This is a genomic window from Pseudomonas sp. Sample_14, from assembly GCF_004307515.1.
Lineage (GTDB): Bacteria > Pseudomonadota > Gammaproteobacteria > Pseudomonadales > Pseudomonadaceae > Aquipseudomonas > Aquipseudomonas atacamensis.
In genome coordinates, this window is the sequence record NZ_RCOC01000083.1 from 1 (window position 1) to 21993 (window position 21993).

Annotated in this window: 19 protein-coding genes; 1 reads left to right on the forward strand and 18 read right to left on the reverse strand. The window is 59.3% G+C overall.

All coding sequences use genetic code 11. The features are described from left to right. Positions 1 to 63: 63 nt before the first annotated feature. The 18 genes from tilS to rpsB form a co-directional block, all read right to left on the reverse strand. Positions 64 to 1392, reverse strand: a complete 1329-nt coding sequence (tilS, locus tag D8U61_RS19195; RefSeq protein WP_130927472.1) for a tRNA lysidine(34) synthetase TilS — start codon at positions 1390 to 1392, stop codon at positions 64 to 66. A gap of 132 nt (positions 1393 to 1524) precedes the next feature. Beyond that, positions 1525 to 2472, reverse strand: coding sequence for an acetyl-CoA carboxylase carboxyltransferase subunit alpha (locus D8U61_RS19200; protein WP_016771465.1), 948 nt, complete (start codon positions 2470 to 2472; stop codon positions 1525 to 1527). A gap of 139 nt (positions 2473 to 2611) precedes the next feature. Continuing rightward, positions 2612 to 6133, reverse strand: a complete 3522-nt coding sequence (gene dnaE, locus D8U61_RS19205; RefSeq protein WP_122698404.1) for a DNA polymerase III subunit alpha — start codon at positions 6131 to 6133, stop codon at positions 2612 to 2614. A gap of 76 nt (positions 6134 to 6209) precedes the next feature. After that, entirely contained in the window at positions 6210 to 6836 is a 627-nt protein-coding gene (gene rnhB / locus D8U61_RS19210; RefSeq protein WP_016771466.1) for a ribonuclease HII, read from the reverse strand. A gap of 11 nt (positions 6837 to 6847) precedes the next feature. Then, positions 6848 to 7981 carry a lipid-A-disaccharide synthase gene (lpxB, locus tag D8U61_RS19215; protein ID WP_162999776.1) on the reverse strand — a complete coding sequence of 378 codons (1134 nt, stop codon included), beginning with the start codon at positions 7979 to 7981 and terminating at the stop codon, positions 6848 to 6850. After that, positions 7981 to 8757, reverse strand: a complete 777-nt coding sequence (lpxA, locus tag D8U61_RS19220) for an acyl-ACP--UDP-N-acetylglucosamine O-acyltransferase (RefSeq protein ID WP_016771468.1) — start codon at positions 8755 to 8757, stop codon at positions 7981 to 7983. Before lpxA ends, lpxB begins: the two co-directional genes overlap by 1 nt. Continuing rightward, on the reverse strand, positions 8754 to 9194 hold the full coding sequence (gene fabZ / locus D8U61_RS19225) for a 3-hydroxyacyl-ACP dehydratase FabZ (RefSeq protein ID WP_016771469.1): 441 nt from the start codon (positions 9192 to 9194) through the stop codon (positions 8754 to 8756). Before fabZ ends, lpxA begins: the two co-directional genes overlap by 4 nt. Before the next feature lie 106 nt (positions 9195 to 9300). Next, complete coding sequence (gene lpxD, locus D8U61_RS19230) at positions 9301 to 10356, reverse strand: UDP-3-O-(3-hydroxymyristoyl)glucosamine N-acyltransferase (RefSeq protein WP_016771470.1); 1056 nt, start codon at positions 10354 to 10356, stop codon at positions 9301 to 9303. Positions 10357 to 10359: 3 nt separating this feature from the next. Continuing rightward, positions 10360 to 10863 (reverse strand): OmpH family outer membrane protein, encoded by a 504-nt coding sequence (locus D8U61_RS19235; RefSeq protein WP_003222140.1) that lies wholly within the window; start codon positions 10861 to 10863, stop codon positions 10360 to 10362. Between the two features lie 45 nt (positions 10864 to 10908). Continuing rightward, positions 10909 to 13284, reverse strand: a complete 2376-nt coding sequence (gene bamA / locus D8U61_RS19240; RefSeq protein ID WP_024011830.1) for an outer membrane protein assembly factor BamA — start codon at positions 13282 to 13284, stop codon at positions 10909 to 10911. A gap of 74 nt (positions 13285 to 13358) precedes the next feature. After that, complete coding sequence (gene rseP / locus D8U61_RS19245; protein WP_110600137.1) at positions 13359 to 14711, reverse strand: sigma E protease regulator RseP; 1353 nt, start codon at positions 14709 to 14711, stop codon at positions 13359 to 13361. A gap of 55 nt (positions 14712 to 14766) precedes the next feature. Beyond that, positions 14767 to 15957, reverse strand: coding sequence for a 1-deoxy-D-xylulose-5-phosphate reductoisomerase (gene ispC, locus D8U61_RS19250; protein ID WP_130902040.1), 1191 nt, complete (start codon positions 15955 to 15957; stop codon positions 14767 to 14769). Further along, positions 15954 to 16760: a phosphatidate cytidylyltransferase gene (locus D8U61_RS19255; protein ID WP_016771474.1), complete on the reverse strand. Its 807-nt coding sequence runs from the start codon at positions 16758 to 16760 to the stop codon at positions 15954 to 15956. Before D8U61_RS19255 ends, ispC begins: the two co-directional genes overlap by 4 nt. Beyond that, positions 16760 to 17515 (reverse strand): polyprenyl diphosphate synthase, encoded by a 756-nt coding sequence (gene uppS, locus D8U61_RS19260; protein ID WP_016771475.1) that lies wholly within the window; start codon positions 17513 to 17515, stop codon positions 16760 to 16762. The genes D8U61_RS19255 and uppS overlap by 1 nt, the downstream gene beginning before the upstream one ends. Before the next feature lie 14 nt (positions 17516 to 17529). Further along, positions 17530 to 18087, reverse strand: a complete 558-nt coding sequence (gene frr, locus D8U61_RS19265) for a ribosome recycling factor (RefSeq protein WP_007954771.1) — start codon at positions 18085 to 18087, stop codon at positions 17530 to 17532. Continuing rightward, positions 18084 to 18827 carry a UMP kinase gene (pyrH, locus tag D8U61_RS19270; protein ID WP_003222124.1) on the reverse strand — a complete coding sequence of 248 codons (744 nt, stop codon included), beginning with the start codon at positions 18825 to 18827 and terminating at the stop codon, positions 18084 to 18086. Before pyrH ends, frr begins: the two co-directional genes overlap by 4 nt. 209 nt (positions 18828 to 19036) lie before the next feature. Then, complete coding sequence (gene tsf, locus D8U61_RS19275) at positions 19037 to 19900, reverse strand: translation elongation factor Ts (protein WP_095180487.1); 864 nt, start codon at positions 19898 to 19900, stop codon at positions 19037 to 19039. A 191-nt stretch (positions 19901 to 20091) separates the two neighbouring features. Then, on the reverse strand, positions 20092 to 20829 hold the full coding sequence (gene rpsB / locus D8U61_RS19280; protein WP_003222119.1) for a 30S ribosomal protein S2: 738 nt from the start codon (positions 20827 to 20829) through the stop codon (positions 20092 to 20094). 373 nt (positions 20830 to 21202) lie between these two features. Here rpsB and map point away from each other — a divergent pair, with 373 nt between their 5' ends. Beyond that, the gene (gene map, locus D8U61_RS19285) at positions 21203 to 21985 is read left to right on the forward strand and encodes a type I methionyl aminopeptidase (RefSeq protein WP_016771477.1); all 783 of its coding nucleotides are present in this window, start codon (positions 21203 to 21205) and stop codon (positions 21983 to 21985) included. Positions 21986 to 21993: the final 8 nt, after the last annotated feature.

Genomic DNA, 21993 nt, shown 5'->3' on the forward strand with positions numbered 1-21993 from the left:
CAATTCAGGCGAATCCACAGAAGTTGTATCAAGAAGGGAGCGTAGTCTACCGGAATGCTCCTTTCAGCTCAAACCTTGATCTTCGTCTGTTGGCTGCCAGTGCAATGTCCAGCCTTCGTCCATCTGACCAGCAAGACCCGGCAGGTTCGCCACGGCGAGCAATTCTTCACCACGAAACAGCAGCGGCAATCTGCCACGCACGAAGGCCGGCACCGCGCGCTCGTTGAGCAGACGCTTGAGATCCCGCCTGCCGCGCTCGGCCAGTTGCATGACCTCACCGCCCTGCCGATAGGCAATACGCAAAGGCCCGGATGGAGCTTGCCCGTGGAGCATGACGCGTCCGTTATCCGGCAAGCGTAGCGCTGAAGTCGGGGTCTGCCAGTCGGCACCGATCACTGGCGTGCGCAACCAATTGCCGCTCAGCCACCAGACGCGACCGGCGCTGCGGTGCAGCTCTCCGTCGGCCAGACGCCAGATCGGTGAAGCGTCGGCGCCGGCATTGCACAGCGTTGTCCAACCCGACCAATGGTCAGCATCCGGCAGCCGGGTCAACGGTTCGAGCCAGTGGCTGAGGGCATTTCGCTGGCGCGCGTCAGATAACGCCGTCAATGGTGTCAGCTCCAGCGATGGCACACCCAGCCAAGCGAATTCATGGGGCGTTTCGGCTTGTGCGAGATCAATCTGCGCCAGCTCATCGAGCAAGCCCTGCGCCTCACGCAGATGCGCAGCCGTTCGCGCCATGCTGGCCTGCGCTTGCGGCCAGCGCTCGGCCAGCAGCGGCATGACTTGATGGCGCAGGTAATTGCGCGAAAACTGGTGATCCTGATTCGACGGGTCTTCGATCCAGCGCAACTGATGCGCCTGTGCATAACCTTCCAGCTCAGCACGACTGACATCCAGCAACGGTCGAACCAGCGTGCCCTGCCCCACTGGACGCTGCTGCGGCATCGCGCCGAGCCCGCGGACACCGGCACCGCGCAACAGCCGAAACAGCAGCGTTTCCGCTTGGTCGTCGCGGTGTTGACCGGTCAGCAGTGCATCATCGGCTTGCGTCAGCGAATTGAACACGGCGTAACGCGCATCCCGCGCCGCCCGCTCCAGGCTCGCCCCGCCCTTCACGGTGACCCGCTTCACTTGCAACGGCACGCCCAGCGCATCGCAAACGTCTTGGCAATGTTGCGGCCACGCATCGGCCGCAGCCTGAAGGCCGTGGTGGATATGAATGGCGCTGAGCGCAGGGAGGGATTCAGTGTTCGCCAGGGTGGCGAGCAGATGCAGGAGGACGGTGGAATCGAGGCCACCGGAGAAGGCGATGCGCCAGTGAGCGACGTGGCGCCAGGGCTCAAGGTTCAGCAGAAGACGGGATGGCAAATCAATCGGGGACTGGCCCATAACTTTCTCTTTGCCCCAAACAAATGTGGGAGCGAGCCTGCTCGCGAAGGCGGTTTAACATTCAACACATTCGTCGAGTGCTATACCGCTTTCGCGAGCAGGCTCGCTCCCACATGGGTATCGCGCTTCGACTTAGAGACCGTAGCTCATCAGGCGATCGTAACGGCGCTTGAGCAGCGCTTCGTTATCGAACTGCTTGAGCATCGCCAGTTGCGAGCTCAGCTCGGCGCGGATCGACGCAGCGGCAGCAGCCGGGTCACGGTGGGCGCCGCCCAGTGGCTCGCTGATCACTTTGTCAACAATGCCCAGGCCTTTGAGACGCTCAGCGGTGATGCCCATCGCTTCAGCGGCATCCGGTGCTTTCTCGGCGGTCTTCCACAGGATCGATGCGCAACCTTCCGGCGAGATCACCGCGTAAGTCGAATATTGCAGCATGTTCAATTGATCGCAGACGCCGATGGCCAGTGCGCCGCCGGAACCACCTTCACCAATTACGGTGGCGATGATCGGGGTCTTCAACCGCGCCATCACACGCAGGTTCCAGGCAATCGCTTCGCTCTGGTTGCGCTCCTCAGCATCGATGCCAGGGTAAGCACCCGGGGTGTCGATGAAGGTCAGGATCGGCATCTTGAAGCGCTCGGCCATCTCCATCAGACGGCAGGCCTTGCGGTAGCCTTCCGGACGCGGCATGCCGAAGTTGCGGCGAACTTTCTCACGCACTTCACGGCCCTTCTGGTGGCCGATGATCATCACCGGCTGGTCTTCCAGACGGGCGATACCGCCAACGATGGCAGCGTCGTCGGAGAAGTGACGGTCGCCGTGCAGTTCGTCGAACTCGGTGAAGATGTGCTCGATGTAATCGAGGGTGTAAGGGCGTTTCGGGTGACGCGCCAGGCGTGCGATCTGCCAGCTGGTCAGCTTGCCGAAGATGTCTTCGGTCAGCGTCTTGCTCTTGTCCTGCAGGCGGGAGATCTCATCGCCGATATTCAGCGAATTGTCATTACCGACCAAGCGCAACTCTTCGATCTTGGCTTGCAGGTCGGCGATCGGCTGTTCGAAATCTAGAAAATTCGGGTTCATAGGCGTCCGTCTTGGGTCGTGTCCCAAGTGAGCTTGGGCCGGCCGGTTGTCTATTCGCGCCCTACCTTAAGGGAGAGGCGCGCTGAGGTCGAGATTAAAAATTCAGGTTGTGGGCAAGCGCAATGATGGCACTTGCCGGTCAACGGTATTGGAGGAAGACGTTGTCTCGCCCGAACTGGTCACGCAGGGCTTGAATCAAGGTATCCGCCGGGTCGATCCGCCAGGTCTCGCCGAACTGCAGCAAGGTCTTCGCATCCGGGCTGGTGTACTCCATGGTCACCGGGCACGCGCCGCGATGACGCTTGAGCAGTTCGCCCAACCAGCGTAGCTGATCGCCTTTCAGATCCTGGGTGTGCAGCTTCAGGCGCAGGCTCTCGGCCAGATTGGTTCGCGCATCTTCCATGCTCATCACCCGCTTGACCCGCAGGCGCAGGCCGCCGGAGAAGTCGTCATTGCTGACCTCGCCTTCGACCACCACCATCGCGTCGGTCTGCAACAGTGATTGCGCCGAATGGAACGCATCGGCAAACAGCGACGCTTCGATCCGCCCGGAGCGGTCGTCGAGGGTGATGAAGCCCATCTTGTCGCCTTTCTTGTTCTTCATCACCCGCAGGGCAATGATCATCCCCGCTACGGTTTGCGTGTCACGCGCCGGCTTCAGGTCGATGATGCGCTGGCGGGCGAAACGGCGGATCTCGCCTTCGTACTCGTCGATCGGGTGACCGGTCAGGTACAGACCCAGAGTGTCTTTTTCACCCTTGAGGCGTTCCTTGAGGGTCAGTTCCTTGGCCTTGCGATGGGACGCGTAGACGTCGGCATCTTCCTCGACGAACAAGCCGCCAAACAGGTCGGCGTGGCCAGAGTCGTGAGTCCGCGCAGTCTGCTCGGCCGCCTTGATCGCCTCTTCCATCGCCGCCAGCAGTACCGCGCGGTTACGGTCGATGTTGGCTTGATAGGCCTTTTGTTCGTCGTGGAAATACGGGCCGAGGCGATCCAGCGCGCCGCTGCGAATCAAGCCATCAAGAGTTCGTTTGTTGATGCGCTTGAGGTCGACCCGCGCGCAGAAATCGAACAGATCCTTGAACGGACCGGCCTGACGCGCTTCGGTGATCGCTTCCACCGGACCTTCACCGACGCCTTTGATCGCGCCCAGGCCGTAAACGATGCGGCCGTCGTCGTTCACCGTGAACTTGAACTCCGAAGTGTTCACGTCCGGCGCGTCGAGGCGCAGCTTCATCGTCCGCACTTCTTCGATCAAGGTCACGACCTTGTCGGTGTTGTGCATATCCGCCGAGAGTACCGCGGCCATGAACGGCGCCGGGTAATGGGCTTTCAGCCAGGCAGTCTGGTACGACACCAGGCCGTAAGCGGCGGAGTGGGATTTGTTGAAGCCGTAACCGGCGAACTTTTCCACCAGGTCGAAAATGTTACCGGCAAGATCCGCGTCGATGCCGTTGGTCGCGCAACCCTCAATGAAACCGCCGCGCTGCTTGGCCATTTCTTCGGGCTTTTTCTTACCCATCGCTCGACGCAGCATGTCCGCACCGCCGAGGGTGTAACCGGCCATGACCTGGGCAATCTGCATCACCTGTTCCTGATACAGGATAATGCCGTAAGTCGGCGCCAGTACCGGCTTAAGCCCGTCGTACTGGTAGTCGGAGTGCGGATAGGCCAGTTCGGCGCGTCCGTGCTTACGGTTGATGAAGTCGTCCACCATGCCCGATTGCAGCGGGCCCGGACGGAACAGTGCCACCAGTGCGATCAAGTCTTCCAGGCAGTCAGGCTTGAGCTTTTTGATCAGCTCTTTCATGCCCCGGGATTCAAGCTGGAACACCGCCGTGGTTTCGGCTTTTTGCAGCAACTGGTAGGTCGGCTTATCGTCGAGCGGGATAAAGGCGATATCCAGCGGCGGCTCGTTGACCTTGGCGCGGTCGCGGTTGATGGTTTTCAGCGCCCAGTCGATGATCGTCAGGGTACGCAGGCCGAGGAAGTCGAACTTCACCAGACCGGCGGCCTCAACGTCGTCCTTGTCGAACTGGGTTACCAGACCGTCGCCGGCCTCGTCGCAATAGATCGGCGAGAAGTCGGTCAATTTGGTCGGCGCGATTACCACACCACCGGCGTGTTTGCCGACGTTACGCACCACGCCCTCGAGCTTGCGCGCCATCTCCCAGATTTCCGCCGCTTCTTCATCGACCTTGATGAAGTCGCGCAGGATCTCTTCCTGCTCGTAGGCTTTTTCCAGGGTCATGCCGACTTCGAACGGAATCATCTTCGACAGACGATCCGCCAGGCCATAGGACTTGCCCTGCACCCGCGCCACGTCACGGACCACAGCCTTGGCGGCCATGGAACCGAAGGTGATGATCTGGCTCACCGCGTTGCGGCCGTATTTCTCGGCCACGTAATCGATCACCCGGTCACGGCCGTCCATGCAGAAATCGACGTCGAAGTCGGGCATGGAAACCCGTTCCGGGTTGAGGAAACGCTCGAACAGCAGGTCATATTCCAGCGGGTCGAGGTCGGTGATCTTCTGTACGTAAGCCACCAGCGATCCGGCACCCGACCCACGGCCCGGACCTACCGGTACGCCGTTGTTCTTGGCCCACTGGATAAAGTCCATCACGATCAGGAAGTAACCGGGGAAGCCCATCTGGATGATGATATCCAGCTCGAAATTCAAACGGTCGACGTAGACCTGACGCTTGGCTTCGTAGTCTTCGGTGGTGTCCTTGGGCAGCAGCACCGCCAGGCGTTCTTCGAGCCCTTCGAAGGAGACCTTGCGGAAATATTCGTCGATGGTCATGCCATCGGGGATCGGGAAGTTGGGGAGGAAGTGTGTGCCCAGCTTCACATCAATGTTGCAGCGCTTGGCGATCTCGACGGTGTTTTCGATGGCGTCGGGAATATCGCTGAACAGCTCGAGCATTTCCTCGGCGCTTTTCAGGTATTGCTGATCGCTGTAATTCTTCGAACGACGCGGGTCATCGAGGGCGCGGCCTTCACCGATGCACACACGGGTTTCGTGGGCGGCGAAGTCTTCCTGCTTGATGAAGCGCACATCGTTGGTCGCCACCAGCGGCGCGCCAAGCTTGTCGGCCAGCGCCACGGCGCCGTGCAGTTGCTCTTCATCGTTGGGGCGGTTGGTGCGCTGGATTTCCAGATAGAAACGATCCGGGAACACCGCCATCCACTCGCGTGCCAGCGCTTCGGCTTCCGCCGGGTTGCCGCCGATCATGGCCATGCCGATCTCGCCTTCTTTGGCGGCGGACAGCATGATCAAACCTTCGTTGGCCTCGGCCACCCACTCGCGCTCGACGATGACCATGCCGTTGCGCTGGCCTTCGATGAAGCCACGCGAGATCAGTTCGGTGAGATTGCGATAACCCTGAGCGTTCATCACCAGCAGGCTGAGGCGGCTCAGCGGTGCATCCGGGTCCTTGTTCGCCAGCCACAGGTCGGCGCCGCAGATCGGCTTGATGCCAGCGCCCATGGCGTTTTTATAGAACTTGACCAGGGAACACATGTTGTTCTGGTCGGTGACCGCGACCGCCGGCATGTTCATGGCGGTCAGCGCTTTGACCAGCGGCTTGATCCGCACCAGCCCGTCGACCAGGGAGTATTCAGTGTGCAGGCGTAGATGAACGAATGAAGCCGGCATAGTGATCCTGTCCAGTTACATAGAGACAACGAGGCCCGGATTGTACCGGGCCTCGAATAAAACATCAGCCTTGCGCCTAAACCTGCGTCAGGCTTTCCCGCGCCTCGTAAGCCAGGCGTACCGGGGCGAACGAGCGGCGGTGAATCGGCGTCGGGCCGAGCCGCGCCAGTGCTTCCAGATGAACGGGCGTCGGGTAGCCTTTATGGCCGCCGATGCCGTAGCCCGGGTAGATCAATTCGAACGCCGCCATTTCGCGATCACGACTGACCTTGGCCAGAATCGACGCCGCCGCGATGGCCGGTACCTTGCCGTCGCCCTGGATCACCGCCTCGGCACGCATCGGCAAATGCGGGCAGCGGTTACCGTCGATCATCGCCAGTTTCGGCTGAATGTGCAGACCGGCGACCGCGCGCTGCATGGCCAGCATGGTCGCGTGGAGGATATTCAGATCGTCGATTTCTTCGACTTCGGCGCGGGCAATACACCAGCTCAGGGCTTTCTCGCAGATCTCGTCGTAGAGCTTTTCGCGCTTGGCTTCGGTGAGCTTTTTCGAATCGTCGAGGCCGAGGATCGGCCGGTTCGGATCGAGAATCACTGCTGCCGTTACCACCGCACCGCACAACGGGCCACGACCGACTTCATCAACACCGGCGACCAGTTCTTCGACTTCGGCCACCAGAGTGAAATCCAGGCCCATTTGCATGCTTGTCTTGCTCATTGTGGTTTGCCGATCAGGTCAAGGACGGCTTGCGCCGCCTGATTGGAAGCATCGCGCCGCAGCGTGCGGTGGATCTCGTCGAAGCCGCGGGTCTGTTCCTCGCCGCCATCGATCAAGGGCGACAGCGTCTGCGCCAAGGCTTCGACAGTCGCATCATCCTGCAACAACTCCGGCACCAGCAAGCGCTGGGCGAGCAAGTTGGGCAGCGACACGTACGGGCTCTTGACCATGCGCTTGAGAATCCAGAACGTCAGCGGCGCCAACCGATAGGCCACCACCATCGGCCGCTTGTACAGCAGCGCTTCAAGGGTAGCAGTGCCAGAGGCGATCAACACGGCGTTGCACGCGGCGAGCGCCAGATGAGATTTACCGTCGAGCAAGGTTACCGGCAAATCCCGGCCAGCAAGCAAGGCCTCGAGTTGCACCCGGCGTTCCGGGTTTGCACAAGGCATGACAAAGCGCACGCCCGGACGCATGGCGCGCAGACGTTCGGCAGTGTCGAGGAACAGCGCACCGAGGCGACTGACTTCACCGCCACGGCTGCCGGGCATCAACGCCACCAGCGGGCCGTCGGGCAAACCCAGCTCGGCGCGTGCAGCGGCTCGGTCGGCTTGCAGCGGAATGGTATCGGCCAAGGTGTGACCGACGAAACGCACCGGCACGCCTTTCTCTTCGTAGAATTTCGCTTCGAACGGCAACAGGGTCAGCATCAGATCGCAGCCTTCGCGGATCTTCAGCACCCGTTTCTGCCGCCATGCCCACACCGACGGGCTGACGTAATGCACGGTCTTGATCCCGGCCTGACGCAGCTTGAGTTCGATATTGAGGTTGAAATCCGGCGCATCGATGCCGATGAACACGTCTGGCTTTGCGGCAATCAGTGTGGCAATCAGCTCTTTGCGGCGCTTGAGCAATTCACGCAGCCGACCGAGGACCTCCACCAGCCCCATGACCGACAAGCGCTCCATGGGAAAGTACGAGGTCAGGCCTTCGGCCTGCATCAACGGACCGCCGACGCCGATGAACTCGACTGCCGGGTGCTGTGCCTTGAGCGCGCGCATGAGGCCGGCGCCGAGAATGTCACCGGAAGCCTCACCCGCCACCAGCGCAATACGCAGACTGGCCATGATCAGCGGGTGATGCCGCGAGTCGATGCCTGGATCGAATCGCGGAACACGGCGACTTCAGGGAACTGCGCAGACGGCTCTGCCAGCTCGGCCAGCGCCTGCTCGACCGTCAGGCCCTGCCGATAGACCGTCTTGTAAGCACGACGCAAGGCGTGGATCGCGTCTTCGCTGAAACCGCGACGGCGCATGCCTTCGAAGTTCATGCTGCGCGCTTCGGCCGGGTTGCCGAATACGGTGACGAACGCCGGAACATCCTTGCCGATCGCCGTGCCCATGCCGGAAAAGCTGTGGGCGCCGATGTGGCAGTACTGATGCACCAGGGTGAAACCGGAGAGGATCGCCCAGTCGTCAACGTGTACATGCCCGGCCAACGCAGTGTTGTTGACCAGAATGCAGTGATTGCCGATGACGCTGTCATGGCCGATGTGGGCATAGGCCATGATCAGGTTGTGATCACCCAGGGTGGTTTCCGAACGGTCCTGCACGGTGCCACGGTGAATGGTCACGCCTTCGCGGATGACGTTGTGGTCGCCGATCACCAGGCGGGTTTCCTCGCCTTTGTACTTCAGATCCGGGGTGTCTTCGCCTACCGAAGAAAACTGGTAGATGCGATTGTGCTTACCAATGCGGGTCGGCCCCTTGAGGATCACATGCGGCCCGATCACGGTACCCTCGCCGATTTCCACACCTGCGCCGATGATCGACCACGGGCCGACCTCGACGCCGTCAGCCAGAACGGCGGACGGATCGATGATTGCGCGAGGGTCAATCAAACTCATACTTTCTGTTCCGCGCAGATGATTTCTGCCGAGCAGACCGGCTTGCCGTCCACCGAAGCCTGGCACTCGAACTTCCAGATCTTGCGCTTGCAGCTGATGAAGGTCGCTTCAAGGATCAACTGATCGCCCGGCTTGACTGGCTGGCGGAAGCGCAGCTTGTCGGAACCGACGAAGTAATACAGGGTGCCGTCGGCCGGTTTGACGTCGAGCATCTTGAAACCGAGGATCCCGGCAGCCTGAGCCATCGCTTCGATGATCAGCACGCCCGGCATGATTGGATGCGCAGGGAAGTGACCATTGAAGAACGGTTCATTGATGCTGACATTCTTGTAGGCGCGAATTCGCTTGCCTTCAGTGTCCAGTTCCACCACCCGGTCCACCAGCAGGAACGGGTAACGGTGAGGCAGGTATTCGCGAATCTCGTTGATGTCCATCATTTCAGGGGAAAGCCTATGTAAAGATTGGGAGCGCGACTGACGCGCACTCCTCTAGCAAATCAAGGAGGCAGTCCAGAGGCTGTGCACACTTGATATGGAAATGGTATCAGCCATCAGATGAAGCATTGCCGTCAGGGGTCACTTCCCCAACGCGCTTTTCCAGCTGTTTCAACCGTCGCGCGATGTCATCGAGCTGACGGATGCGGGCCGCGCTTTTGCGCCATTCGGCCGCCGGTTGCATGGCTGTGCCGGAAGAATAGGCGCCCGGCTCGGTAATCGAGTGAGTCACCATGGTCATCCCGGTCAGGAAAACGTTGTCGCAAATGTCAATGTGGCCGACCAGACCAACACCGCCGGCGAGCATGCAGTGCTTGCCGATCTTGGTGCTGCCGGAAATGCCGACGCACGCGGCCATGGCGGTGTGATCACCGACCTGGACGTTGTGCGCGATCTGGATCTGGTTGTCGAGCTTCACACCGTTGCCGATCACAGTATCGGCCAGAGCGCCGCGGTCGATGGCGGTGTTCACGCCGATCTCGACATCGTCGCCGATGGTCACGCCACCGATCTGGGCGATTTTCTGCCAGACGCCTTTTTCGTTGGCGAAGCCGAAGCCCTCACCGCCGATCACTGCGCCGGACTGAATAACCACACGCTTGCCGATGCGCACATCGTGATACAGCGTAACGCGCGGAGCGAGCCAGCCGCCTTCACCGATTTCGCTGCGCGCGCCGACTACGCAATGCGCGCCCAGCGTGACCTGTGCAGCGATGCGTGCACCGGCTTCGATCACCACGAACGGACCGATGCTGGCACTCGGGTCAACCACAGCGTCCGCCGCGATCACCGCTGTCGGATGAATCCCGCCAGCCGCTTTTGGCTTCGGATCGAACAGATGCGAAATACGTGCATAGGCCAGGTAAGGATCAGGCACCACCAGGGCATTACCGGCAAAACCCTCAGCGTCGGCTTCCTTGAGCAGCAGTGCAGCTGCTTGAGAACCGGCCAGGTATTTGCGGTATTGGGGATTTGCCAGAAAGCTCAACTGAGCTGGGCCAGCCTCTTGCAAAGTGGCTAGCCCAGTAATTTGCCTCTCGGGGTCGCCACGCAGGGTGGCGCCGAGGTGCTCGGCCAACTGGCCGAGCCTGATAGTCACGGTCATGGGTTACTTCAGCTGATTCATGCGCTCGATAACCTGGCGCGTGATGTCGTACTGAGGTTTGACATCAATGACTGCGCCACGCTCGAACACCAGGTCAAAACCACCCTTCTTGATGACTTCTTCCACAGCGCTGTCCAGTTTCGGCTTCAGCTGCTTGAGCATTTCACGGTCGGCAACGGCTTTGGCTTCGTTCAGCTCCTTGGACTGGAACTGGAAGTCGCGGGCCTTTTGCTTGAATTCCAGCTCCAGACGCTCACGCTCGCCCTGCTGCATTTTGTCGCCACCGGCCATCAGACGGTCCTGAATGCCTTTGGCGCTACTTTCCAGGGTTTTCAGCTTGGTCAGTTGCGGACCGAACTTCTTCTCGGCATCCACGGCGTACTTCTTCGCCGCGTCGGATTCCAGCAGTGCCATTTGATAGTTCAGCACGGCAATTTTCATGTCGGCGAACGCCGGGCCTGCCACCAGTACGGAGGCCAGGAGAACCAATTGAGTCAACTTACGCACGATGCACTCCTACAAAATCCATTGTCGTTATCTTGGGTCAGACGCTTAGAACGTCTGGCCGAGGGAGAATTGGAACACTTGAGTTTCAGCGTCATCCGGTTTCTTGATCGGCATCGCCAGGGCGAAGCTCAACGGCCCCAGTGCGGTGACCCAGGTCACGCCGACACCTACGGAACTGGCCATGTTGCTCAGGCTGATGTCGTTGCACTTGGTGTTGGACGAGGAACCGTTCGCGTTCGTAGTGTCCTTGCACTGCGAGTCAAACACGTTACCGACATCCCAGAAAACCGAAGTCCGCAGGGAACGCTGATCCTTGACGAATGGCAGCGGGAACAGAACTTCTACACCGCCCTGGATCAGGACGTTACCACCGAACGGCAGCGGATCCTGGTCCGGATCAAGCGACGTGCCCGGGTTGGTGCCACGGCTCGGCGTACTGCGCGGGCCGAGGGTGCTGTCCTTGAAGCCACGAACCGAGTTGAAACCACCGGCATAGTAGTTTTCATAGAACGGCAGACCATCGGTCGAACCGTAACCGTCGCCATAACCGAGTTCGGAGTGCAGGCGCAGTGTGTAGTTTTCGGTGATCGGCTGGAACAGCTGACCACGGTAGTCAAGTTTGAAGAACGACAGGTCGCTGCCCGGAATGGTGGTTTCCAGGGTCAGGCTCTGGGAACGACCACGGGTCGGCAACACGCCTTTGTTCAGGGTCGACTCGGACCAACCGGCCGAGGCCTTGAAGTTCAGGTAGTTGTCGCCTTCCTTGTCGACGAAATCGAAAATCTCGTCAACGGTATAGCGACCGGTGTTGATCTTGTCCTGCTGAGCAGACAGACCGAAGGTCAGACGCGATGTTTCGCTGATCGGGTAGCCAACGTTGACGCCAGCGCCCAGGCTGTCGACGGCGTAGCTCGAGATATCGGCATCGAGCTCATCGTAGTCAGTGGTGCGATAGAACGCGTTGTAACCCAGGCTCACGCCATCAGCGGTCCAGTAGGGGTCCACGTAGCCGAAGTTGTAGCGGCTCTGGTATTCGCTGCGGGTCAGACCGATGCTGACGCGGTTACCGGTACCGAGGAAGTTGTTCTGGGTGATCGAGCCACCGAGGATCAGACCGGCGCTCTGTGCAAAACCGACGCTGGCGGTGATCGAACCGGAAGCCTGTTCTTCAACGGCGTAGTTCACATCAACCTGGTCGTCGACACCTGGCACGGCCGGGGTTTCAACGTTGACTTCCTTGAAGAAGCCCAGACGCTCCAGACGGGTCTTGGACTGGTCGATCAGGTAGGTCGAAGCCCAGCCGCCTTCCATCTGACGCATTTCACGACGCAGCACTTCGTCTTCGGACTTGGTGTTGCCACGGAAGTTGATGCGGTTGACGTAGGCACGCTTGCCCGGATCGACAGCGAAGAGGATGTCTACAGTGTGGTCATCATCGTGCGGCTGAGGCACGCCGTTGACGTTGGCGAAGGTGTAACCCTCGTTACCCAGACGACGGGTGATCAGCTCGGAGGTGGTGGTCATCAGCTTGCGCGAGAACACCTGGCCCTTTTGCACAAGCAACAGCGACTTGATCTGCTCTTCAGGGACTTTCAGGTCGCCACTGAGCTTGACGTCACGAACGGTGTACTTCTCGCCTTCGGTGACGTTGACGGTGATGTACACGTGCTTCTTGTCCGGGGTAATCGATACCTGGGTCGAAGCGATGTCCATGTTGATATAGCCGCGGTCCAGGTAGTAGGAACGCAGACGCTCCAGGTCACCGGAGAGTTTTTCACGGGCATATTTGTCATCGTTCTTGAAGAACGACAGCCAGTTGGTGGTTTTCAGTTCGAACAGGTCAGTCAGGTCTTCCTCAGGGAAAACCGTATTGCCTACCACGTTGATGTGCTGGATGGCGGCAACGGTACCTTCGTTGATCTTCACCTTCAGACCCACGCGGTTACGCGGCTGCGAAACCACTTCGGTGTCGACGGTAGCGGAGTAACGACCCTGGGCAACGTACTGACGCTGCAATTCGTTACGCACACCCTCGAGGGTGGCGCGCTGGAAGATTTCGCCTTCGGCCAGACCGGATTGCTTGAGGCCCTTCATCAGGTCTTCAGTGGAAATCGCCTTGTTGCCTTCGATTTCGATACTGGCGACCGAGGGACGCTCGACCACAGTGATGACCAGAACGTTGCCTTCGCGGCCCAGCTGGATATCTTGAAAGAAACCGGTTTTGAACAACGCACGAGTGGATTCCACCAGGCGACGATCATCCGCCTGCTCGCCGACGTTCAACGGCAAGGCACCAAAGACGCTACCCGCGGAGACCCGCTGGAGGCCATTGACGCGAATATCAGAGATAGTGAAGGACTCGGCGTGAACTTCGGCGATCATCAATACGGTGAGAACCGCAGTTAGCAGCAGACGTTTCATGAAGTCCTTTCTTATTCCAACTGGCAATAAACAAACTGCCGCAAAATGCGGCAGATTCGCAATTCAGCGAAGCGTTACAGTCGACCCAGATCGTTGACCAGAGCAAGCAACATCACCCCGACCACCAAACTGATACCGATCTGTATCCCCCAACCTTGCACCCGATCCGACAAGGGGCGACCACGCACCCACTCGATCAGATAAAACAACAAATGCCCCCCATCCAGTACAGGAATGGGCAGCAAATTCAGAACGCCCAGGCTAATACTCAGATAAGCAAGGAAATTCAGGAAATCAGCGACGCCCGACTGGGCAGAAGCGCCCGCCACTTTAGCAATGGTTATCGGTCCACTCAAGTTTTTTACCGAGAGCTCGCCGAACAGCATTTTCTTCAGTGAATCCAGCGTCAGAATGCTCATGGTCCAAGTGCGACGGGCACCCTCGCCAATCGCGGCCAGCGGGCCATAACTGACCTCGCGGATCATTTCCGGCGGCCAGTCGATGGCTTTGACGCCAGCGCCCAGATAACCGCTTGGCGCTTTGCTTTCACCGCGCGCCGCCAGGGTCACAGGGACGTCGATTTGAGCATTGTCGCGCTCGATGCGCAGCATGATTTTGGTATCAGGACGCGTACGAACGGTATCGACCACTTGCTGCCAGTCATCGAGCGGCTGGCCATCAAGCGCCAGCAATCGATCGCCGGTTTTCAGCCCCGCCGCCTGAGCCGGGCCTTTCGGGTCCAGCTCGGCAAGCACCGGCGGCAAGGCCGGACGCCAAGGACGAATGCCCAGCGAGCGGATCGGATCCGGCTCGTCGGCACCTTTCAGCCAGTTATCCAGTGCCAGCGTACGGGGCGACTCAGCGGTCGAGCCCTGCTCGCGCACCAGCAATTGAATGGCACCGCTTTCACCGAGACGGCGCACCAGTTGCAGATTGACCGCAGCCCAACCTGACGTTGGCTCGCCATCGATCGAAACGATCTCCTGACCGGCATTCAGACCAGCCTTGGCGGCAATGCTGCCAGACTCGACCGCGCCAATGACCGGACGCACTTGCTCGCTGCCGAGCATCGCCAAGACCCAAAAGAAGACTAACGCCAGCAGGAAGTTAGCAATCGGGCCAGCGGCAACAATGGCGATACGCTGACGTACCGATTTGCGATTGAACGACTGATCGAGTTGATCGACCGGCACTTCGCCTTCGCGCTCGTCGAGCATCTTGACATAGCCGCCCAAGGGAATCGCGGCGACCACGAATTCAGTGCCTTGCTTGTCATGCCAGCGCAGCAACGGCATGCCAAAGCCCACGGAAAACCGCAGAACCTTGACGCCACAGCGACGCGCGACCCAGAAGTGGCCGAATTCGTGGAAGGTGACCAGCACACCCAAGGCGATCAGGGTGCCGGCAATCATATAGAGCGCGCTCATCTACTTTCTCCGCAATCCTGTTCAGTGTCGCGTGTCGCCGTTGCGTTACAAAAAACTATCGGCCGTGCCGACTCAACCATTGCTCGGCCAGCAGTCGCGCTTTCGCGTCCGCCGCAAATACGGCGTCGAGGTCGTGCAGCGCCACCACCGGCTCCAGATTCAAGACTTCCTCGATGATACTCGCGATTTCCAGGTAGCGAACCCGTCCGTCGAGAAACGCTGCCACGGCCACTTCATTGGCCGCGTTGAGCATCGCCGGCGCGCTGTTGCCAGCTTCGGCGGCCTGACGGGCCAAACGCAGACAGGGGAAGCGGCTTTCATCGGGCGCCTCAAAATCCAGTCGTGCAATGGCGAACAGATCCAGTGGCGGTACGCCGGAATCGATACGCTCCGGCCAGGCCAATGCGTTAGCGATCGGTGTGCGCATGTCGGGGTTGCCCAATTGCGCCAGGACCGAGCCATCGACGTAATCGACCAGAGAATGGATCACGCTTTGCGGATGAATCACAACTTCGACCTGAGACGGTTTGGCATCGAACAACCAGCAGGCTTCGATCAATTCCAGACCCTTGTTCATCATGCTTGCCGAATCCACGGAGATCTTGCGCCCCATGGACCAGTTCGGATGCGCACACGCTTGCTCCGGCGAAACATGCGCCAGCTCGGACATCGGCGTCTGCCGGAAAGGCCCGCCAGAGGCGGTCAGCAAGATCCGCCGCACCCCCACCGAGCTCAAGCCGCGCGCGAAATCCGCAGGCATGCACTGAAAAATCGCGTTGTGTTCACTGTCGATCGGCAGCAGCACCGAGCCACTTTTGCGCACGGCCTGCATGAACAGCGCGCCGGACATCACCAGCGCTTCCTTATTGGCCAGCAGAATCTTCTTGCCCGCCTCGACCGCTGCCAGTGTCGGACGCAGCCCGGCCGCACCGACAATGGCCGCCATGACCGCGTCGACTTCAGGCGCGGAGGCAACCTGACACAGGCCCTCCTCGCCTACCAGCACACGAGTCGGCAAACCGGCTGCACGCAAGTCATCCTGCAACCCACGCGCCGCAGCACCTTCAGGCACCACGGCAAATTGCGGTACATGACGAACGCACAGCGCGAGCAATTCGCTAAGACGGGTGAAACCACTCAATGCAAAAACCTGATAACGCTCAGGATGACGCGCAATCACATCCAGGGTGCTCAGACCGATCGAACCGGTCGCACCCAACACCGTAATCTGCTGGGGACGACTCACGGTGCGGCCATCCAGAGCAGTACGGCGAATACCGGAATGGCTGCGGTCAGGCTGTCGATGCGATCCAGCACGCCACCATGCCCGGGCAGCAGATTACTGCTGTCCTTGATGCCGGACTGGCGCTTGAACATGCTTTCGGTAAGGTCACCGACCACGGAAATGAAGACGATCACTGCCGCGCCGATGAGGCCTTTGAGCAGCTCGGCCACGGTCCAGTCGCGCACCAGCCCGACAATCGCGGTAATCACCAGACTCAGTGCCAGACCACCGTAGACGCCTTCCCAGCTTTTGCCCGGACTGACCTGCGGCGCGAGCTTGCGCTTGCCGAACTTGCGCCCGGAGAAATAAGCACCGATGTCCGCACCCCAGACCAGCACCATCACCGCCATGATCAACCAGTTACCCAGCGGGTACTGCTTGATCTGCACCAGACCCTGCCACGCAGGCAGCAGGATAAGCAGGCCGATCAGCAGTTTGGTTGCCGCAGTGGACCAGTGCGCGCTGGAGCGTGGATACGTCAGCACCAGATAAGTCGCAATCGCCCACCAGATCACCGATGCACCGAGCACCCAAGGCGCAAGGCCCGGCAACACGTACATGACAAACAGCATCAAGGCGACCACAGCGGCAAAGCCGACGCGGAACGACTGTGCGGTGAAGCCGGCCAGACGCGCCCATTCCCAGGCACCGAGGCTCACCACCAGGCCAATGAACAGCGCGAAGCCGGCACCTTTGAGCAGGAAAAACCCGCACAAGGCAATCGGCAGCAGGATCAGTGCAGTGATGATTCGTTGTTTAAGCATTAAACCCGGGCTCCAGCTTCGACCTGTTCGCTCGTTTTACCGAAGCGACGCTGGCGTGAAGCGAAATCGGCCAGCGCGGTGCGCATGGCGTCGTGTTTGAAGTCCGGCCAGAACAGGTCGGAAAAGTACAGCTCGGCGTAGGCCAGCTGCCACAGCAGGAAGTTGCTGATGCGATGCTCGCCACCGGTGCGGATGCACAGGTCAGGCAACGGCAGATCGCCGGTGGCCAGACACGTTTGCAGCAGATCCGGGGTGATGTCCTCCGGGCGCAAGTGCCCGGCCTGGACTTCACGCGCCAGACGTTGCGCAGCCTGGGCGATATCCCACTGACCGCCATAATTGGCGGCGATCTGCAGGACAAAGCGGTTGGCACCGACCGTCATGGCCTCGGCCTCGCGCATCGCCGCCTGAAGCTCAGGGTGGAAGCGCGAGCGATCGCCAATGATGCGCAGGCTGATGTTGTTGTCGTTGAGACGCTTGGCCTCACGACGCAGCGCCTTGAAGAATAGATCCATCAAAGCGCTGACTTCATCGGCCGGGCGCTGCCAGTTTTCACTGGAGAAGGCGAACAGGGTCAGGACTTCGACCTTGGCCTCAGCGCACACCTCGATCACCGCCCGCACAGCATCCACGCCCGCTTTATGCCCGGCGACACCCGGCATAAAGCGTTTTTTCGCCCAGCGATTATTGCCATCCATGATGATCGCGACATGGCGCGGCACCGCGGACGGCGCAGTCTGCTTGGTCTTGTCCATTTAAAGCTCGACCCTTATACGGCCATCAGGTCTTTTTCTTTCTCGTCCGTGGCCTTGGTGATCTGGGCCTCGGATTCTTTGGTCAGCTTATCGATATCGGCGATGGCACGACGCTCTTCGTCTTCGCTGATTTCCTTGTCCTTGACCAGTTTTTTCAGCTCACCCAAAGCATCGCGACGGATGTTGCGCACGGCTACGCGCGCGTCTTCGGCTGCACTGCGGGCCTGCTTGGTGAAGCCTTTGCGCGTTTCTTCGGTAAGGGCAGGCATCGGGATCAACAGCAACTCGCCCAGATTGGTCGGGTTGAGGTTCAGACCGGCGCTCTGGATTGCCTTGTCGACGGCAGCGAGCATGTTGCGCTCGAAGGCCACGACCTGCAGGGTGCGCGAATCTTTCACGGTGACGTTGGCAACGCCGCTCAGCGGAGTGTCAGTGCCGTAGTAAGGCACCATGACGCTGCCAAGGATGCTCGGGTGAGCCTTGCCGGTACGAATCTGGCCGAACGCGTGGTTCAGAGATTCCAGGGATTTCTGCATACGCGCTTGGGCGTCTTTCTTGATTTCGTTGATCATTGTTGGCCTTCCTCGATCAAAGTCCCTTCAGCGCCGCCGTGCACGATGTTCAGCAGGGCGCCGGGCTTGTTCATGTTGAATACGCGCAGCGGCATCTTGTGATCGCGGCACAGGCAGATGGCAGTCAGATCCATTACGCCCAGCTTGCGATCCAGTACTTCATCATAAGTCAGATGATCGAACTTCTCGGCATGCGGGTCTTTGAACGGGTCTGCGGTGTACACGCCATCAACCTTGGTGGCCTTGAGCACAACGTCGGCGTCGATTTCGATTGCACGCAGGCAGGCTGCCGAATCCGTGGTGAAGAACGGATTGCCGGTACCGGCCGCGAAGATCACGACGTCCTTGGAGTTCAGGTGGCGCATGGCTTTGCGACGATCGTAGTGATCGGTCACACCGACCATGGAAATGGCCGACATGACGATGGCCGAGATATTGGCACGTTCCAGCGCATCGCGCATGGCCAAGGCGTTCATCACAGTGGCCAGCATGCCCATGTGGTCGCCCGTGACCCGATCCATACCGGCTTTGCTCAGGGCTTCGCCACGGAACAGGTTGCCACCGCCGATCACCAGACCGACCTGCACGCCGATGCCGACCAGTTGGCCGACTTCCAGCGCCATGCGATCCAGCACCTTCGGATCGATCCCGAACTCTTCCGAGCCCATCAGGGCCTCGCCGCTAAGCTTGAGTAGAATGCGTTTATAGCGAGCCTGATAACCACTGCCCTGCTGAGCCATTGCGAATCTCTCCTGCGGCGTATTTAAAATTCTTTGCGAGCTGTTTACAGCTGGCGTTCACTCTAGCTTGGCGCTGCTGCAGCGCCATCGGAACATGGCTTTGTAAGTCAGTTCCGGGTGGAAACCAAATAAAAAATTGGTACCCCATCTGAAAAGAGGCTGCGCGCGTTAGCGGGCAGCCTCTTTCGGGCGACAGTTGAAAAACCGTCTTATTGCTTGGCGGCAGCCAGCTGGGCAGCAACTTCTTCAGCGAAGTTGTCGACCGGCTTCTCGATGCCTTCGCCTACTTTGAAGTAAGTGAAGGAAACGATTTCAGCACCGGCTTTCTTGGCCAGTTCGCCAACCTTGACTTCAGGGTTCTTGACGAACGCCTGCTCGACCAGGCTCGCTTCTGCCAGGAACTTGCTGATACGGCCCTTGACCATGTTCTCAACAATGTTTTCTGGCTTGCCTTTGATCTTTTCTTCGTTCAGCTGCAGGAACACAGCTTTCTCACGCTCGATCGCTTCGTCAGAGACTTGCGAAGGCAGCAGGAACTCAGGGTTGCTTGCAGCAACGTGCATAGCGATGTCTTTGGCCAGCTCGACGTCACCACCTTTCAGGACAACAGCAACACCGATCTTGTTACCGTGCAGGTAGGTGCCGACAACGTCACCTTCTACGCGTACCAGACGACGGATGTTGACGTTCTCGCCGACTTTGGCAACCAGCGCTTCACGAGCCGTTTCCTGAGCGGCGATCAGCGGAGCTGCGTCGGTCAGTTTTTCGTCGAAAGCTTTTTCTACGCTGGCAGCAACGAAGTTCTTGAAGTCGTCTTGCAGGGCCAGGAAGTCGGTCTGCGAGTTGACTTCCAGCAGCACGGCTGCCTTGTCATTCGATTTGATGGCGATTGCGCCTTCAGCGGCAACGTTGCCAGCTTTTTTCGCAGCCTTGATCGCGCCCGAAGCACGCATGTCATCAATGGCTTTTTCGATGTCGCCGTCAGCCTTTTCCAGGGCTTTCTTGCAATCCATCATGCCTTCGCCGGTACGCTCGCGCAGTTCTTTGACCAACGCTGCAGTAATTGCTGCCATTTTCAAATTCCTCTTGGATAGGTTTTCAACCATTCCACCCGATCGAACGGGCGTTCAATTCTTCCCGAACCACCCATGTTGGCTGCCGCACATGACAAATACAGACGTGGGCGCCGACAAATGGTTTTCGAGGTGGCAAAAAGGGGGCCAAGCCCCCTTTTTGCTTACTGAGTCAACGCCAAGGGCGTCGATTACTCAGCTGCAGCCTGAGTTTCTTCAGCTGCGAATTCTACAGTACCGCCAGCAACGTTGTTGCGGCCGCGGATAACTGCGTCAGCCATCGAACCCATGTACAGCTGGATAGCGCGGATGGCGTCATCGTTGCCTGGGATGATGTAGTCAACGCCTTCCGGGCTGCTGTTGGTATCGACAACGCCGATGACCGGGATGCCCAGCTTGTTGGCTTCGGTGATCGCGATGCGCTCGTGGTCAACGTCGATCACGAACAGTGCGTCTGGCAGACCGCCCATGTCCTTGATGCCGCCCAGCGAACGATCCAGCTTCTCAAGATCACGGGAGCGCATCAGCGCTTCTTTCTTGGTCAGCTTGGCGAAAGTACCGTCTTCGGCTTGAACTTCAAGGTCACGCAGACGCTTGATGGAAGCACGAATGGTTTTGAAGTTGGTCAGCATGCCGCCCAACCAGCGGTGATCGACGTACGGCGAGCCGCAACGTGCTGCTTCTTCAGCAACGATCTTGCCAGCGGAACGCTTGGTGCCGACGAACAGAATCTTGTTTTTGCCCTGGGCCAGACGCTCTACGAAAGTCAGAGCTTCGTTGAACATTGGCAGGGTTTTTTCAAGGTTGATGATGTGAATCTTGTTACGCGCGCCGAAAATGTACTTGCCCATTTTCGGATTCCAGTAACGGGTTTGGTGACCGAAGTGCACACCGGCCTTCAGCATATCGCGCATGTTGACTTGGGACATGATAGTTCCTTGATAAGTCGGGTTTGGCCTCCACGTATCCCAATGACCAACCAGAGGCATAAAGCCCAAGGCACCCAGGTCATCGTGTCGACACGTGTGTGGATTTAAGCTTTTCGGGGCATCCCCGGAAAGCGGCGCATTTTATACCACAGGGTGCGCAGAAACGGAACCCGGAATCTGTATTCGCACCAGGGACACGGGCGCAGCCCCCTTGGAATCGGCTCGATGGGCACCATTGTATAGATACAAGCTGGACATGCAGGCGCGGATTTGCGCCTCCCGTCTGGTAGAATCGCGTTTTTCAGGGTCGCAAAATGTACGCTTGCCACCCAATTCGTATCCGTAAGCGCCGCCGAGCGCAGAGAGAGCCTGTATGACCGTCAACCTCAAAACCCCCGAGGACATCGCTGGCATGCGTGTCGCCGGCAAACTGGCCGCCGATGTGCTGGAAATGATTGCCGAACATGTCAAACCGGGCGTGACCACCGATCAGCTCAACCAGATCTGCCACGACTACATCGTCAATGTGCAGCAGGCCATCCCTGCCCCGCTCAACTACAAGGGCTACCCGAAGTCGATCTGCACTTCGATCAACCATGTGGTCTGCCACGGCATCCCTAACGACAAGCCGCTGAAAAACGGCGACACCCTGAACATCGACGTCACGGTGATCAAGGACGGCTACCACGGCGACACCAGCCGCATGTTCCACGTCGGCGAAGTGCCGGTCTGGGCCGAGCGCCTGTCGCAGGTCACCCAGGAATGCATGTACAAGGCGATCGAGATCGTCAAACCCGGCTGCCGCCTCGGCGACATCGGCGAAGTCATCCAGAAGCACGCGGAAAAGAACGGTTTCTCGGTGGTGCGCGAGTTCTGCGGTCACGGCATCGGCAAGGTCTTCCACGAAGAACCGCAGATTCTGCACTACGGTCGCGCCGGCACCGGCATGGAACTGAAGGCTGGCATGACCTTCACCATCGAGCCGATGATCAACCAGGGCAAGGCCGACACCAAGGTTCTGGGCGACGGCTGGACCGCGATCACCAAAGACCGCAAGCTCTCGGCACAGTGGGAACACACCCTGCTGGTCACCGACACCGGCTACGAGATCTTCACCTTGCGCAGCGATGACACCATCCCGCGTGTCTCGGCCTGACACCCAGA